We start from the raw sequence: 15659 nt of genomic DNA, 5'->3' as shown, positions 1-15659 counted from the left end.
GTCAGGCTGCAAGAGGCAAATTTTAGCCTGATCGGGCATTTCGGCAATTGCCCGTTGGTTGCGCGTATGGCCTCGGTGCGAGCCATGATTCGGGGCCGTCGGGGCGCGGGCGGGTATCTTCTGGGACGTCTTGGACGGATTTGGGTGCGGCGGGAGCCCGGAGCTATCTCCGCCTCAGGGCTTGGCGCCGGGCTGGATGACCTGCTGCTCGACGAGGGTCAGGTGCCCCGGGAGCGCGCCGGCACGCAGCAGCATGGCCACGCTGTTGGCCTCCTCGAGGATGAAATTGCCCGAGATCTGGACCGAGCCGCCGGTGATGGGCTCGCGGATCACGGGGGCGGCGATCACCTTCTCGTCGAGCACGATGGCGAAGGATCTGCCTACGTTCTCTGCCGTGACATGGGCGAGGCGCCGCGTGCCGCGTCCGTTGAAGCGGAACGAGGCGACCGGGTCTTTGGTGCCGGCCGCAAAGCCGGGCGCCGCATAGTTGATGTCGTCGCCGTCGAGCACGCTGTCCTTGGCGACCAGATAGGGCCGCTTGTCCTTGAAGCCGAGCAGGACTTCGGTGCCTTCGGGCGGCGTGCCGGATTGCGCCTGCTCCGGTGACATCGAGGCATCGACCAGGCGGAAACTGACCTTGACCTTCCGGCCGAAGATCGCGGTGATGTGCTCGGGGTCGGTCACGCCAGGCAGGAAGATGCGGATGCGGTCGGTCCCGTCGGGGACGACGCTGACGAGCTTGACGCCGGAATCCTTGAGGCGCTGCTCGATCATGGCGATGGAATCTTCGACGAGTTCATTCAGCCGTGCCGCGGAGGCGGCATCGGTCGACGTGAGCCTGACCGCTCCATCGCTGCCGTCGGTCAAGGCGAGCGCATGCGAGGGCAATCCGTCCGCGGCTGAGGCGAGCTTGCGCCCGAGCTGATCACGGCCTTTGGCGTCCGCGATCTTCACATCGACCCCGCCGTCGCGGATCGCAAGATTGGAGAAGGCGATATGGCCGTCGTGCAAGGTCTTGTAGACGTCGTCGCGCAGATCCGCGACGACGCTCTCGCGCAGGCCTGAGCTGTCCACCTTGTAGATGATGCGTGAGCCGCCCAGCTTTTCCATCTTGTCGCCGACGAAGGCCACGATCTTGGCACGCATCTTGTCGAACTGGTCGTCGGCGAGCGCGGCGCGCGGATGGGCGATCACCATTGCCATGGTGAGGGCGACGATCAGCCGTGTGGCGCGGTCCCGCGGGGGGGTGGTCATGATCACCTCAAGTCTTGCGGCAGGACGCTGGCGGGCGAATCCGACGCATGTTCTTGGTCCCCGAATCGGGCGCGGAGGTTCAAAGGCCTCGAATACGAGTGCTACGACCGTAGCCGTTAGGCCATGGACGAACGCCAAATCATCCATCATTCTGTTCGCGCCCGACCGGCTACCGGTCGGGGTCTCGCCGAACCAAAATGTCAAAAAGACAGGCGGCGAGGGAATGCATCTGAGGGAGGACGGAATTCCATGGCGGGCATCCACGCGCTCGATCGGCTCATCGGCAACGACTATCCGGAGCTTTTGACGGACGAGGAGGTCCGGGCCTTCGAGCAGGTCCCCTACGCGGACCGTGTCGCGGCCGAGAGCACCTATGATGCCATCAAGCTCGGGGCTGCGCGCAATCCCGACGGGCCGGCGATCCAGTTTCTGCAGAATGCCGATCCATCGGATACGCCGCTCGTGGTCACCTACCGTGACTTCATCGCGCGTGTGACGCAGGCCGCCAACATGTTTCACGCGCTCGGCGCGGAAAAGGGCGATGTCATCTCCTTCATGCTGCCGCTGCTGCCCGATGCCTTCGTGACGCTGTTCGGTGCGGAGGCCGCCGGCATCGCCAATCCCGTCAACCCGCTGCTCGAGCCACACCAGATCGCGGAAATCCTGGAGGCGGCGAACACGAAAATCCTGGTGGCGCTCGGGCCGATGCCGGGCACCGACATCTGGCAAAAGGTCGAGCAGATCCGCCCGCAGCTCAAGCACCTCAAGGCGATCGTGCAGGTGGCCGGCGGCGGCGATCCCGCCAACGGAATTTTTGCGTTCAACGACCTGATCAAGCAGCAGCCGTCCGACCGACTTATCAGCGGGCGCAAGATTTTGGGCAGCGACATCGCCGCCTATTTCCACACCGGCGGCACCACCGGCACACCGAAGCTGGTGCGGCACACCCACGCCAACCAAGTCTATCAGGCCTGGGCGCTCAATCTGATGCTGCGATCGAAGCCGGGTGCGAACATGTTGTTCGGCATGCCGCTGTTTCACGTCGGCGGATCGCTGACGCAGGTGCTGCTGACGCTGTCCGCCGGCGGCTCGCTGGTCGTGCTGTCGCCGAGCGGCTGGCGCAACCCGAATGCGGTGAAGAACATCTGGGGCCTGGTCGAGCGCTTCAAGCCGGAGGCGCTGTCGAGCGTGCCGACGGTGCTCGCGGCAACGCTCGCGGTGCCGCCCGGGAATGCCGACATCTCCAGCCTGAAATATGCAGCCGGCGGCGGCTCGGCGATTCCGGTCGCGGTGGGATCGGCGATTCAGGAAAAACTCAAGCTGCCGGTGGTCGAGGTCTACGGCATGACCGAGACCTCGAGCGTGCACACGCTCGCCTATCCCAGCCGACCGATCCGGCTCGGCTCGGTCGGCCTGCCCATGCCTTACGCGCGTGTCCGCATCGTGCAGCTCGACGCCGACGGCAACCTGATCCGCGACTGCAAGCCCGACGAGATCGGGGTCGTCATCATGGCCGGGCCCGGCGTGTTCGGCGGCTATCTCAACGACGCCCACAACAAGGGGGCTTTTGTCGATGAGGTCTGGGTCAATTCCGGCGATCTCGGCCGGCTCGATGCCGACGGCTATCTGTGGATCACCGGACGTGCCAAGGATCTCGTGATCCGCGGCGGTCACAATATCGATCCGGCGCCGATCGAGGAGATCATGTTCCGTCATCCCGCCGTCGGCTTCGCCGCGGTAGTCGGCCAGCCCGACGCTTATGCCGGCGAGCTGCCGGTGGGTTACGTGCAGTTGAAGCCCGGCGCGTCCGTCGAGCCCGGCGAACTCGAGACGTGGGTGCGCGAGCGCACGCCGGAGCGTGCTGCCGTTCCGGTGCAGGTCATTCCGATCGATCCGATGCCGGTGACCGGCGTCGGCAAGGTGTTCAAGCCGCAACTGCGCTGGGACGCGGCGCAGCGCGTGTTCACCAAGGTTCTGACGCCGCTGGTCGCGCGGGGCATCGACTGCAAGGTGAAGGTCGGTGCCCATGGCAGCCACGGCTCGATCGCAACCGTGACGCTCGCAGGCTTGCCCGCGGATCAGCGCGACATCGTCGCCGGCGAAGTGCACACGCTGCTCGCGCCATTCGTGATGCGGCACGAGGTGGTGCAGGCATAGCTCAAGGGCGCGCGACTCCCGGCTTGCGTGCTTGGCCGCAAGCGCGCATCATCCCCAAAAACACTTGGGGAAACGCGATGCCTGGAGTCTCTCGCCGCCGTCACCTTCGGCAATTGTCGGGTGTGTTCGGAGCCGCCGCGCTCTCTGGCTGGTCGGGACCGGCGCGGGCCGCAGAGCCGGACATTCCGCCTGAAGGCATCGGCAAGGGCATCCAGCACATCTCCTACAGCGACATCGGCGGGCGGCCCGACAGCGTGCAGGTGATGTTCAATCGCCAGCACATCTATGTCGGCCACATGTTCAGCGATGGCGTGACGATTCTGGACGCGTCCGATCCGCGGGCGCTGAAGCCGGTCAATTTCTTCACCGCGGGGCAATACACCCGCACCCACCATCTCCAGGTGGCGGAAGACACGCTGCTGCTGGCGAACGGCGCCAATATCGTCGCGATGCAGTCCTACGACAACATGCGCGGCTATTTCGAGAACACGCTGGTCGACAGTATCACCAAGGCGAAGAAATTCCGCTCGGGCCTCTCGATCCACGACATCTCCAAGCCCGGCGAGATGCGCGAGATCGCATTCCTCGAAATGCCGGGCTTCGGCATCAACCGTCTGTGGTGGCCGGGCGGCCGCTATGCCTATGTGTCGGCGCATTTCGACGGCTTCACCGATCACATCCTCTGCGTGGTCGATCTCAAGACCATCACCAAGCCGGAGATCGTCGCGAAATGGTGGCTGCCGGGGATGAACCGCGCGGGCGGCGAGCCGGCGACGCCGAAGGGCAAGCGCTTCGCGCTGCATCACATGATCACGGCGGGCGATCGCGGCTATGCGGCCTGGCGCGACGGCGGCTTTACCATCCACGACATCAGCGATCCCACCAATCCAAAGCTGCTGTCGCACATCAACTGGTCGCCGCCCTTCGCTGGCGGCACGCATACGCCGCTACCGCTGCCGAAGCGTCAGCTCGCGATCGTCGCGGATGAAGCGAACGCGGACCAATGCGCCAAGGGCCTGTTCCACACATTCGTGCTCGACGTGCGCGCGCCGGAAAATCCGGTGCCGATCGCAACCCTGCCGACGCCGCGCGATCGCGATTTCTGCACGAACGGCACCTTCGGTCCGCATAATCTGCACGAGAACCGCCCCGGCGCGTTCCAGAGCGAGGACACGATCTTCGCGTCCTACAACAATGCCGGCGTGAGGGTGTTCGACGTGAGGGATGCCTTTGCGCCGAAGGAGCTCGCCTATTGGGTGCCCCCGACGCCGAAGAAGCTCGTCGACCCCCGCCCGAACGTCGCGCTCGCGGCGAAGACGTGTGACGCCTATGTCCGGCCCGACGGCATGATGTTCGTCAGCGACTGGAACGCCGGCATGCACGTGCTGCAATATCAGGGGTGAAGTGTCAGCCGAGGCGACGCTAATACAAGGGTGGGCAAAGGCGCGTAGCGCCGTGCCCACCATCTCTCACGATTTGCGGACGGTGGGCACGCTTACGCTTTGCCCACCCTTGAGAGATCGAGACCGACGTTACCCCGCCGGCATCGCGGTTTCGATCAGGCGCACCCAGAACGAGGCGCCGTGGCCGAGGATGTTGTCGTTGAAGACATAGGCCGGGTGGTGGCACGCTGGGCTGTTGCCCATGCCGACCAGAATCATTGCGCCGGGGCGCTCTTCCAGCATGAAAGAGAAATCTTCCGCGCCCATCATCGGGATGATTTTGTCGTTGACGCGGTCGGCGCCGACGATGTCACGGGCGACGTCGGCAGCAACGCCGGCTTCGCGCGCATGATTCAGGGTTACCGGATACATCCGCGTGTATTTCGTCTCCGCCGAGCCGCCATAGGCACGGGCGACGCTCTCGGCGACTTCGCCGATCCGGCGCTCGACGAGATCGCGCACATCAGGATCGAGCGTGCGCACGGTGCCGCTGAGCTCGGCTGTCTCGGGGATGATGTTGAAGGCGGTGCCGGCGTGGAACTGCGTGATCGAGATCACCGCCGACTGCAGCGGATTGACGTTGCGCGCGACGATCGATTGCAAGGCGTTGACGATCTGTGAGCCGATCAGGACGCTGTCGATCGCCTGGTGAGGGGTGGCACCGGCGTGGCCGCCCTTGCCATGCACCGTGATGCGGATGTTGTCGGAGGAGGCGAGCAGCGGACCCGGCGTGGTCGCGAAATGGCCCTCGGCGAGGCCCGGCATGTTGTGCATGCCGTAGACCTGGTCGATGTTCCAGCGCGTCATCAGCCCGTCCTCGACCATGGCCTTGCCGCCGCCGCCACCTTCCTCGGCGGGCTGGAAGATCACGACCGCAGTGCCGTCGAAATTGCGCGTCTCGGCGAGGTATTTTGCGGCACCCAGCAGCATCGCGGTGTGACCGTCATGGCCGCAGGCGTGCATCTTGCCCGGGATCTTCGAGGCATAGGGCACGTCGGCGGTTTCCATGATGGGCAGCGCATCCATGTCGGCGCGGAGCCCAATGGCCTTGCCGGAGGCTGATTTGCGGCCGCGGATCACGCCGACCACGCCAGTCCGCCCGATGCCGGTCACCACCTCGTCGCAGCCGAACTCGCGAAGCTTGTCGGCGACGATGCCGGCGGTGCGGTGGACTTCGTAGAGCAGCTCGGGATTCTCGTGGAAGTCATGGCGCCAGGCGGCCATTTCATCGGAGAGGGCGGCGATGCGGTTGACGATGGGCATGGAGAGGATCCGTTTCTTCTTCGTAGGGCGGGTGGACGCAGCCGTGCCCCGCCGAGGAGGAGGAGGGCGGCGGCCTAGGGAGGGCGCGCCGGCCAGAATGCTTTTTACGCCGGGATTTGTCGGAGCGGGAGGGTGAAACAAGCGGCGCGGCAAGGTGACGGGGGCATCCACAAATATTAGCTGTCAATCACGGATCGTTGACTAACAGATATTGAAATCTGTCAGCGAGACGTGTATATCCGTTCTCGGACGCTCCGATTGGGCGTCTGGCGGCATCCCGGAAGCCCGACGTCCCAGGAAATGGGGATCAAGGGCCGAAATTGAACAACGGGGACCGCCAATGATTGGAGACTTACGACAATGACGACCGAAATCATCCATCTCACCGGGACGATTGGGCATTGGCTCAATTTACTGGTTGCGCGCCAGATCGCGGCGCAGGCTGCAAAACTGCCTCATTAAGGCGAGAGCTTTCCGAACCGACCGGTATGGGCGCTTCGGTAAGCATCCATCGCCGGGTAACTGGGCCCTGAACGGGAACATGGTGCTGGCATGAACGAAGCCGTTGTCTTGACGCCGGAGCGGATCCTCGAAGTGACCGAGGACGTTTTGCGGCGCTACGGACTTGCCAAGGCCACGGTGGTCGACGTTGCCCGTGCGCTCGATGTCAGCCACGGCAGCGTCTATCGCCATTTCCCGAGCAAGGCTTCGCTGCGCGAGGCCGTCGCCAAACGCTGGCTCGACCGCATCGATGCGCCGTTGCTGGCGATCGCTAGGGAGCAGGGCCCGGCGCCTGACAGGCTCGATCGCTGGTTGCGCACGCTGTTCGCGGCGAAGCGTTCGCGCGTGCTCGACGACCCCGAAATGTTCGAGACCTATCTGACGCTGGCCCGCGAGGCTTGCGCGGCGGTCAAGTGTCACAAGGACACCATGATCGACCAGATCGCGGCGATCCTGGCCGACGGCGTGAAGCAGGGCGTATTCGCCGTGGACGACGTCAAGACCACGGCACGTGCGCTGTTCGATGCCACCTGCCGCTTCCATCATCCGGCCCATGCCGACGAGTGGAAGGACACCGAGCTGCCCGCGCGTGTCGATGCGACGCTCGCGCTGTTGTTGCGCGGGTTGAAGGCGGCCTAAAGCACCCCTTCTAGCTTACCCTCTTGCCTTGAAGCACGGCTCCATCGCGAATCGCAGGCGAGGATGTGGCGTGTTTTCGCGGGTGAGGATCGCCGTCGGACGAGGGCACGACCGGCGGGCTATCCGGATATGCGCCGACCGCGATTTCGACGACGTCCTTCGACCGCCTTCGAAGGCGGTAGAATGTCAGCTCCTGATCGAGCACAGGACAGCGAAAGTGGACAACGGCCGTGTCAGGCAAGCGGCAAAGCTGGTCGATGAGCTCACCTACCGTGATGATCGGGGGATGGTCGGCTGCTTTGTGATGAGCCTTACTCATGGCGTTTTACTCCTCCACGCCGCTATTAACCGGAGTTGGATGCCCCGCGTTCCAATCCGTTCTGCAAATTGCAGTCCCCGGATTTTCGACAGCCACGCTGCTAGATCTTCGTCAACCCGCAAGTCGCGGCCAGCCGCACGAGTTGGGCATCCGTGCGCGCGCCGGTCTTGGTCTTGATCAGATAGTGGTAGTTCTGGACCGTCTTGACGCTGAGATTGAGATGCGTCGCGATCTCTTCGGTGGTGGCGCCGCCGGCGAACTGGCGCAAGATCTCGATCTCGCGCTCGCCCAGTTGATCCAGCGCTGAGCCTGTCGACAGGCTGTCCTCGGCCAGCACATGCGCGATGTCGTCGCTCATGGCGCGCTCGCCGCGGGCGACGCTGCGGATGGCGTTGACGACGGCGGAGGGGGCGCTGCTCTTGGTGACGAAGCCGGAGGCGCCGGCACTGAAGGCGGCTTTCACCAGCACAGCCTCGTTGTGCATGGTGAAGACGAGGATCCGCGCCCGCGGATTGCGTGCGCGGATGTTGCGGATTGCCTCGAGGCCGCTGGCGCCGGGCATCGAGATGTCCATCACCACGACGTCGGGGTCATGCGTCTTGAAGGCGCCGTAGGCATCCGCGGCGTTGTCGGCTTCCGCCACAACGTGGAGATCGCCCTGGCTCTCCAGCACGCGCCGGTAGCCCTGGCGGACGATCGGATGGTCGTCGACCAGCAGCACCGAGATGCCTGTTGCTGCGACATCGCTCATGGCGGCCTCATGCAGCAAGAGGGATCGTCGCGGCGACGCTGAGCCCGCGACTGGCGGGCAGGATCGACAATGATCCGCCGGCGGCTGCGACACGCTCGCGGATGCCGGTGAGGCCGAAGCCGGCTGAGCGCGCCACGCGTGCCGCATCGCCGCCACCGTCGTCCTCGACGCGGATCCGAAGCGCATCGTCCTCGCCCGCGCACCGCTCGACGTGCAACGAGATCTCGCGCGCCGCACCGTGGCGCAGTGCATTGGTCAGGCATTCCTGGGCGACGCGATAGGCGGTCGTGGCGGCCGGGCCGCTGATGTCGGTGAGATCGCCCTTGAGGTCGAGCTGGATCGTCGGCTGCGTCGCGCTCTGCGAGCGCCAGCTGTCGACGAGGTTGACGAGGCTGGCTTCCAGCCCAAGCTCCTCGGGCAGGGGATGGCGCAGCCGCTCCAGCGCATCGCGCAGCGAGGCCATCAGATGGTGCGTGGCCTGCGAGATCATGCGCGCGTCCTGCGCGATGCCATGATCCCCGCCTTTCGTACTCGCCGTCTCGATCGTGTTGGCGAAAGCCAGGATCGCGGACAGATTTTGTCCGAACTCGTCGTGCAACTCGCGGGCGAGCGCGCGGCGCTCGTCGTCGCGGATCTCGATCAGGCGCCGTGTCAGCGCCGCGCGTTGTTCGACGGATTCTTCCAGCCGGCTGCCGAGTTTCTCGACGGCGCCGCCGATCATCCCAAGCTCCATGGAGCGGAAGCGCGGCAGTTTGGTACGGTACTGGCCGCGCGCCACGCGTTGCAGGGCAAGCACAATGGCCTGCGCCGGCGCCAGCGTGTGCGCGATCGCGAGCGAAGCGAGCAGGGCGATCGCCGCCGCCATCAACAGCGCGACGTCGATCACGTTGAGAATGTACTCCCAGGCGAGCGAGATTGCGGCCGCTTCATCCGGCGTCGCGACCACCGTTCCGGCGGCCGCGGCGCGGGGGCTGACGGGCCGCACCACCTCGGCGTGGCTGCCGAGGAAGGTCGGTACGACGGCGGCGAACCAGCGTGGCGGCGTCCTGCCGATCCCCTGGCTCTGCCCGCAGAGCGGCTTTTCGAATGCGGTCGCCGGCTGGAACTCGACACAGACACCGGGCGAGATCAGCTTCATCGTCTCCAGCGTCCGCCACTCCGGAACCGGCACGAGATGCTCACGCGTTCTGCTGCTGCGCAGCAACAGTTCGTGCCAGTATAGGCCCTGAAGCGCCTGCGCGACCCGCTGTGCGGACGCCGCAGTCGCCCGGTCGACGCTGCGATAGGCATCGAACGTAGCCCACACGGTCGCCGCGCCCAGACACAGCGCAACGATGAGAAGCAGACGGGCGACAAGCTGAAGCACGAGGCGCATGCGATCACCCCAAAGTTTGGTAAGCTCAGCCTAACAACGTCGCCGCACCTTGCCAATTGCACGGAATGGCAGGAACGCAGCTCGGGCAAATTTCCCAAGCCGGATTGGGCATGGGTCTTTGGACCGGGAGCGGCGGCTTTGATCTAATCAGGGTGGAATTGCAGGTCAGGAGCAGTGCAGCATGAGTTCGATGACGATTGGACCGATCGCGACCACCGCGACCGACCCATCCGAGCGCAGCGCGCTGCTGTTCTGGATGATTTTTACGGGGCTATCGATCTTTGCCGTCGTGCTGCTGTGGCGATTCGGCCTGATCCATCTGATGCTGACCTCCGACCGGACCTATATTTCGAGCGTGATCGCGGTGCTCTACATCCTGACCTGCGGTCATTGCTTCCTGCGTACACGGGCGATCGCGCGTGAGGGGGCGGCTGCACGGCGCTGCCGCGCGGTGCTGGCGGCGCCCGACGGCAGCAAGGTGCTCGATGCGAGCGCGACCGCGCTGCCGCGTGGGTTGGTGCGGGATCACATCGACAGCCTCGTGACGAAAGCGGCCGCGCAGGACTATCGCCCGGTCGACCAGACGCTGCTGCTGCGGACGCTGGCCGACCGCCTGCGCGGCTCCAACGGGTTCGGTGCCTTCGTCTCCGATACGCTGATGAAGCTCGGCCTGCTCGGCACCATCATCGGCTTCATCATCATGCTGGCGCCGATTGCCGGACTGGATGCCGCCGACAAGGTCGCGATGCGCTCCTCGATGGGACTGATGAGCGACGGCATGGCGGTCGCGATGTACACGACACTGGCGGGCCTCGTCGGTTCCATCCTGGTCCGCATCCAGTACTACATGCTGGATTCAGCGACCCAGCGGGTATTCTCGGATGCCGTCGTGCTTACCGAGACCTACGTGACGCCGGTTCTCGAGCGCAAGGGCGCTGGAACGACGTCATGATGGATGATTTCGGTCTCTATCCGCGCGAGGAGCCGTTCGATCCGCTGGGCGTGATGCTGTTCAAGGCGCTCCAGGTGGTCGCCTTCCTGTTCTTCCTCGCGCTGCTCGCGGTTTCTCCCGATGCCAAGGAGGGCAAGATCGACTCCAAGGCCGAGTTTATGATCACGCTGGACTGGCCGGACAATCATCCTGACGATCTCGACCTGTTCGTGCAGGATCCCGCCGGCAACATCGCTTGGTACCGCCACCGCGAGGCCGGATTCCTTACGCTCGATCGCGACGATCGCGGCGGGGCCAACGACTTCATCATGGTCAACGGCAAGAAGATCGCTTCGCCCATCCGCGAGGAGATCGTGACGGTGCGCGGCATCGTCGCCGGCGAATACACCGTCAACGTCTCGCATTTCGTCGCCACGACCGGCGAGCCGGTGACGGCCAATGTGAAGGTGCAGAAACTCAATCCGACCGCGCAGGTGGTCTTCGACAACAAATTCACGCTCGACCACACCGGTGACGAGAAGACTGCGGTGCGGTTCCGGCTCGACGCCGAAGGCAAGGTGATCAATGTGGACCAGCGGCCGAAATCGCTGCTGGAGACCTTCCGAAGCACCTGGCGCAACGGCGCCGATCTCGACCCGAGGACCGGTGTGAGCAAGAACGCGACGAGGGTGCGCCGTGATTAATCTGCAGACGGTCATCCTCACTTTGTCAGTCGCCTATGCCGTGATCGGCGGGCTGCTGCTGGTCGTGCTGGTCTATGCGCGGCTGCACTGGTCGCTGAAGGCGATCGCGGTGGTCGTGACCAGCGCCTTCTATATCGTTAGCTTCACGGAAATGCGCGGGCTGCTGGGCTGGGCCAGCACCGACAGGATGCCGACCGCGTTCAAGCTGCTCGCGGCGCGCATCGTCGAGCCGCATTCGCTGGAGGGCGATCCCGGCTCGATCTATCTGTGGGTCGAAGAACTCGACGAGGATCATCGGCCCAGCGGCATCCCACGCGCCTTCCGCGTCCCCTACAACGACACCCTGGCCGACAAGACCCACGCAGCCGAGAACGAGATCGCGGCGGGGCATGCGCAAGGCGGGCGTGCGGCGGATTTCGGCGGCGGCGAGGGCAGCCTGATCGACATGGTCCGGGAATATGTGACGCCCAAGGTCATCCTGGAAACCAGCGGTGGCGATTCCTCGACCGGGGAGTTCAACGCCCCGCCGGCCGGCGCGCAAGGAGCGGTCTTCACGCCGCTGCCGCCGCCCCGGATGCCGCCCAAGGACGAGCAATAGCCTCTTCACCATTGTGCTGGCGTGGCGCTGGTCAACCGCCCCGCGCTGGCGCATCTTGTCCGCCTCCCTCAAATTGGCTTTATCGGCGTCAATTGAGAATTTGAGGGTGGAGGGTGCGTGCTTCTCGCTGTCTTCTCGGATATCCACGGCAACCGGCAGGCGTTCGAGGCGTGCCTGAAGGCGGCCCGCGCCAAGGGCGCGGAGCGGTTCGTCATGCTCGGTGATTTCGTCGGCTATGGTGCCGATCCGGAATGGGTCGTGGATACCGCGATGGAGCTGGTGGCCCGGGGCGCCGTCGCCGTCCGCGGCAATCACGACCAGGCGGTGAACTCCTCGTCCGAAACCATGAACAATGAGGCCCAGATTGCGATCGAGTGGACGCGTGGGCGGCTCGACGTCGCGCAGCGCCGGTTTCTCGCCGAGCTGCCGATACTCGTCGAGGACGGCGACCGTCTGTTCGTGCACGCGGAAGCCTCTCAACCGCGGCGCTGGCATTACATTCGCTCGACGGCGGACGCCGCCAAGAGTCTGATATCGACCCCCGCCCACGTGACCTTCTGCGGCCACATTCACCGTCCCGCGCTCTATTCGATGTCGGTGACGGCGAAGATGACGGGCCTCGTGCCCAGGACCGATGTGTCCATGCCGCTCCTGCGCGGGCGGCAATGGCTGGCCGTGCTCGGTGCGGTCGGCCAGCCGCGCGACGGTGATCCATCGGCGGCTTTCGCGCTGTTCGATACGATCTCGTGCCAGATCACGTATTGCCGCGCGCCCTATGATGTCGCGAGCGCGGCGAACCGAATTCGCGAGAACGGCCTGCCGCACTGGCTCGCCGACCGGTTGTCGGAGGGGCGTTAAAGGCCGATGCCGAAACCCCTGGTCAAACCCCGCGCCGTCATCGATGGCTACACCATCGGCGAGTGCGTGCATGCCGGCGGCATGGCGACGCTCTGGACCGTCACCCATGCCGATATCGATGCGCCGCTGCTGATGAAGATCCCGAGGGCGTCCGAGGGTGAGGACCCGGCGGCGATCGTCTCCTTCGAGATGGAGATGATGATCCTGCCCCGGCTGACAGGACCCCATGTGCCGCATTGCTACGGCACAGGCGATTTCGCGCATCAGGCTTACGCCGTGATCGAGCGCATTTCGGGGACCACACTCTACAAGCGGCTGCCCGATTTGCCGCTGCCTTACGACGAGGTTCGGCTGCTCGTCGCAAAAATCGCGACCGCGCTCGCCGATTTGCACCGGCAGAACGTGATCCATCACGACATCAAGCCGAGCAGCATCATGTTCCGCGGGAGTGGCGGGAAGATGCTGGATGAGGCCGTGCTGATCGACTTTGGCCTGTCGCATCATAACCATCTGCCCGATTTGTTGCAGGCGGAGTTCCGCCTGCCTTACGGCACGGCGCCGTATATGGCGCCGGAGCGGCTTCGCGGCGTGCGCGACGATCCGCGGAGCGATCTGTTCTCTCTCGGCGTGCTGCTGTATTTCTTCACCACCGGCGAACGTCCCTTCGGCGAGGGAGAGACGTTGCGCGCGATACGGCGCCGGCTCTGGCGCGATCCGTATCCACCGCGAAGCTTGCGCAGCGACTATCCGCCCTGGCTCCAGGAGGTGGTGCTGCGTTGCCTCGAGATCGAACCGGACTGGCGCTATCCGACGGCGGCCCAGCTTGCCTTCGATCTGACCCATCCGGACCAGGTCAAGCTCACCGCGCGCGCCGAGCGGATGAAGCGCGATCCCCTCAGTGTCGCCTGGCGACGCCGTTTCAACCCGGACGTCAAACAGCCGGGTGCGAGATCGGATCTCGCGACGCAAATGGCGATGAGCCCGATCGTCGCGGTCGCGCTCGACACGACAGAGGGGGCGCCGGAGCTGAACGAGGCGCTGCGGGTCACCACGGAACGCATCTTGGCTACGTTGCCGTCAGCACGGCTCACCTGTGTCAACGTGCTGAAGCTCAATCGCATTGCCATCGACAAGACGCTGGACGAGCAGGGCTCCAACAAGCACATCGACCGGCTGGTGGCGCTTCGGCATTGGGCGACGCCCTTGAAGCTGGACGAGAGCCGGCTGTCGGTTCACGTGCTGGAGGCCGTCGATCCCGCCACGGCGCTGCTGGAATTTGCCGAGATGAACTCGGTCGACCATCTCATCATCGGGGCGCGACAAAATTCGTTCAAGCGTACCTGGCTCGGCAGCGTCTCGGCCAAGGTGGCCGCAGAGGCGACCTGCACCGTCACCGTGGTGCGGCCGCCACGGATGGCTGCGGCGAAACCAGACGCCGGCGTGGTGTGGGGCTAGGAAGATCAGGCCGCGTGGGCGGTGTGAACCGAACGCTTGCGGCGGATCGGCCAGGAGAATTGTGGCCCCGGCTCGCCGTGATCCGGACTGCCGCCGAAGTACTGAATGATCTCGCGGCAGGGTTCGCAGTTGAAGAGGTCGCGCGACGCTGACGCCTTGGTCATTTCCTTCAGGCAGTTCGGGCAGTGCGGTTTCATCAGTCTTGGTCCAGAACAGATCTCAATGCCGGCGCGGGATGCGGCACCTGCGTTTCGGCTGACGCTTCACGAGGGCGAACTGCATGGCATCAGGCCCGATAACGGTCGCGACCGATGATGCGGGGCGAACGCGCCGGCGCTCTTACCGGTCCGGCCGACGGGCCGAACACAACGAACACACAAAAACCGATCCACAACGCCACGCCAGTCCAAACCAGGGTCGTCGTCATGATGTGCTCCTGTCCAATCAGGCAGGAATCACTAGCGGTGATTTGCACGAATCAGGGAAGCCCGGAGGAGTACGGGTCGCGGTTGCAATTTTAGGCATTGCGCGTCGCAACACCCGCAAGGACCGCAGGTTTGCGGGCGCGTAGCGGTGCTTCAGATCGCTTCGCCGCGGGCCCCGAGCGCCGCGTTGCGGATCGCTACGATGTTGGTCTTGTAGGCTTCCTGCGTGCCGCCTTTGAACACGGAGGTGCCGGCGACGAAAGCATTGGCGCCGGCAGCCGCGAGCGCGCCCGCATTGTCGGGGCCGACGCCGCCGTCGACTTCGATGTCGATCGGCCGGCCCGCTGTCATCGCGCGGATGTCGCGGATCTTGCCGATCGCGGAGTGGATGAAAGCCTGACCGCCGAAGCCCGGGTTGACCGACATCACCAGCACGAGGTCGACCAGGTCGAGCACGTATTCGAGCACGCTGATCGGCGTGCCCGGATTGAGCGAGACGCCGGCCTTCCTGCCGAGCGCGCGGATCGCCTGCAGCGAGCGGTGCAAATGGGGACCCGCCTCGGCATGTACGGTGATGTGGTCGCAGCCGGCCTTGGCAAAGGCCTCGAGATAGGGATCACAGGGCGAGATCATCAAATGGGCATCGAACACCTTCTTGGTGTGCGGGCGCATCGCCTTGATGACGTCGGGGCCGTAGGAGATGTTGGGGACGAAGTGTCCGTCCATCACGTCGAGATGGATCCAGTCGGCGCCTGCGGCGTCCACCGCGCGAACCTCCTCGCCGAGCTTGGAGAAATCCGAGGCCAGGATCGAGGGTGCGATTGCCAAAGCGCGGGGGGCGAAGGCTTGGGTCATGGCGTGGTTTCCCGTGGCGGCCGAAGGGTGAAGGGCCTCGCCTAACATGGACCCCGCGGCCGGGCAATGCAGCGAGGATGAGCTTCCTGCGGGTGGAAAATTCTGCCGCCGGCGGCATGAATTGCCGATGTT

15 protein-coding genes are annotated in these 15659 nt (G+C 64.9%); 8 read left to right on the top strand and 7 right to left on the bottom strand.

The genetic code is table 11. The features are described from left to right. Positions 1-174: 174 nt before the first annotated feature. Complete coding sequence (locus tag K3F49_RS02660) at positions 175-1254, bottom strand: SecDF P1 head subdomain-containing protein (RefSeq protein WP_234679311.1); 1080 nt, start codon at positions 1252-1254, stop codon at positions 175-177. 249 nt (positions 1255-1503) lie between these two features. Here K3F49_RS02660 and K3F49_RS02655 point away from each other — a divergent pair, with 249 nt between their 5' ends. Next, on the top strand, positions 1504-3411 hold the full coding sequence (locus K3F49_RS02655) for an acyl-CoA synthetase (RefSeq protein WP_234679310.1): 1908 nt from the start codon (positions 1504-1506) through the stop codon (positions 3409-3411). A 77-nt stretch (positions 3412-3488) separates the two neighbouring features. Next, positions 3489-4814 (top strand): LVIVD repeat-containing protein, encoded by a 1326-nt coding sequence (locus K3F49_RS02650; protein WP_234679308.1) that lies wholly within the window; start codon positions 3489-3491, stop codon positions 4812-4814. Between the two features lie 129 nt (positions 4815-4943). On the opposite strand, the gene K3F49_RS02645 is transcribed toward K3F49_RS02650, so the two are convergent. After that, positions 4944-6116, bottom strand: a complete 1173-nt coding sequence (locus K3F49_RS02645; RefSeq protein ID WP_234679306.1) for a M20 aminoacylase family protein — start codon at positions 6114-6116, stop codon at positions 4944-4946. Between the two features lie 552 nt (positions 6117-6668). Here K3F49_RS02645 and K3F49_RS02640 point away from each other — a divergent pair. Beyond that, positions 6669-7256: a TetR family transcriptional regulator gene (locus K3F49_RS02640; protein ID WP_234679304.1), complete on the top strand. Its 588-nt coding sequence runs from the start codon at positions 6669-6671 to the stop codon at positions 7254-7256. A 419-nt stretch (positions 7257-7675) separates the two neighbouring features. Here K3F49_RS02640 and K3F49_RS02635 read toward each other — a convergent pair whose 3' ends face one another. Both K3F49_RS02635 and K3F49_RS02630 read right to left on the bottom strand, forming a co-directional pair. Then, positions 7676-8326: a response regulator gene (locus K3F49_RS02635; protein WP_234679302.1), complete on the bottom strand. Its 651-nt coding sequence runs from the start codon at positions 8324-8326 to the stop codon at positions 7676-7678. Between the two features lie 7 nt (positions 8327-8333). Next, a complete protein-coding gene (locus tag K3F49_RS02630; RefSeq protein ID WP_234679299.1) occupies positions 8334-9701 on the bottom strand; it encodes a sensor histidine kinase in 1368 nt (455 codons plus the stop codon). 181 nt (positions 9702-9882) lie between these two features. Here K3F49_RS02630 and K3F49_RS02625 point away from each other — a divergent pair, with 181 nt between their 5' ends. The 5 genes from K3F49_RS02625 (at position 9883) to K3F49_RS02605 (ending at position 14247) form a co-directional block, all read left to right on the top strand. Continuing rightward, positions 9883-10653, top strand: a complete 771-nt coding sequence (locus K3F49_RS02625; RefSeq protein WP_234679298.1) for a MotA/TolQ/ExbB proton channel family protein — start codon at positions 9883-9885, stop codon at positions 10651-10653. Beyond that, entirely contained in the window at positions 10650-11336 is a 687-nt protein-coding gene (locus tag K3F49_RS02620; protein ID WP_234679296.1) for a hypothetical protein, read from the top strand. The genes K3F49_RS02625 and K3F49_RS02620 overlap by 4 nt, the downstream gene beginning before the upstream one ends. After that, complete coding sequence (locus K3F49_RS02615) at positions 11329-11934, top strand: hypothetical protein (protein ID WP_234679294.1); 606 nt, start codon at positions 11329-11331, stop codon at positions 11932-11934. Before K3F49_RS02620 ends, K3F49_RS02615 begins: the two co-directional genes overlap by 8 nt. A 117-nt stretch (positions 11935-12051) precedes the next feature. Beyond that, complete coding sequence (locus K3F49_RS02610; RefSeq protein ID WP_234679292.1) at positions 12052-12792, top strand: metallophosphoesterase family protein; 741 nt, start codon at positions 12052-12054, stop codon at positions 12790-12792. A gap of 6 nt (positions 12793-12798) precedes the next feature. Next, positions 12799-14247 (top strand): bifunctional serine/threonine-protein kinase/universal stress protein, encoded by a 1449-nt coding sequence (locus K3F49_RS02605; protein WP_234679290.1) that lies wholly within the window; start codon positions 12799-12801, stop codon positions 14245-14247. A 5-nt stretch (positions 14248-14252) separates the two neighbouring features. On the opposite strand, the gene K3F49_RS02600 is transcribed toward K3F49_RS02605, so the two are convergent. The 3 genes from K3F49_RS02600 to rpe form a co-directional block, all read right to left on the bottom strand. Beyond that, positions 14253-14444 (bottom strand): hypothetical protein, encoded by a 192-nt coding sequence (locus K3F49_RS02600; protein WP_234679288.1) that lies wholly within the window; start codon positions 14442-14444, stop codon positions 14253-14255. Between the two features lie 89 nt (positions 14445-14533). Further along, positions 14534-14674, bottom strand: coding sequence for a hypothetical protein (locus K3F49_RS02595; protein ID WP_234679286.1), 141 nt, complete (start codon positions 14672-14674; stop codon positions 14534-14536). A gap of 151 nt (positions 14675-14825) precedes the next feature. Next, entirely contained in the window at positions 14826-15527 is a 702-nt protein-coding gene (gene rpe, locus K3F49_RS02590; protein WP_234679284.1) for a ribulose-phosphate 3-epimerase, read from the bottom strand. Between the last annotated feature and the right edge of the window lie 132 nt (positions 15528-15659).

Source organism: Bradyrhizobium monzae, from assembly GCF_021458635.1.
Lineage (GTDB): Bacteria > Pseudomonadota > Alphaproteobacteria > Rhizobiales > Xanthobacteraceae > Bradyrhizobium.
The sequence above is the reverse complement of the archived record's forward strand: the minus strand, read 5'-3'. Positions and strand labels throughout refer to the sequence as shown.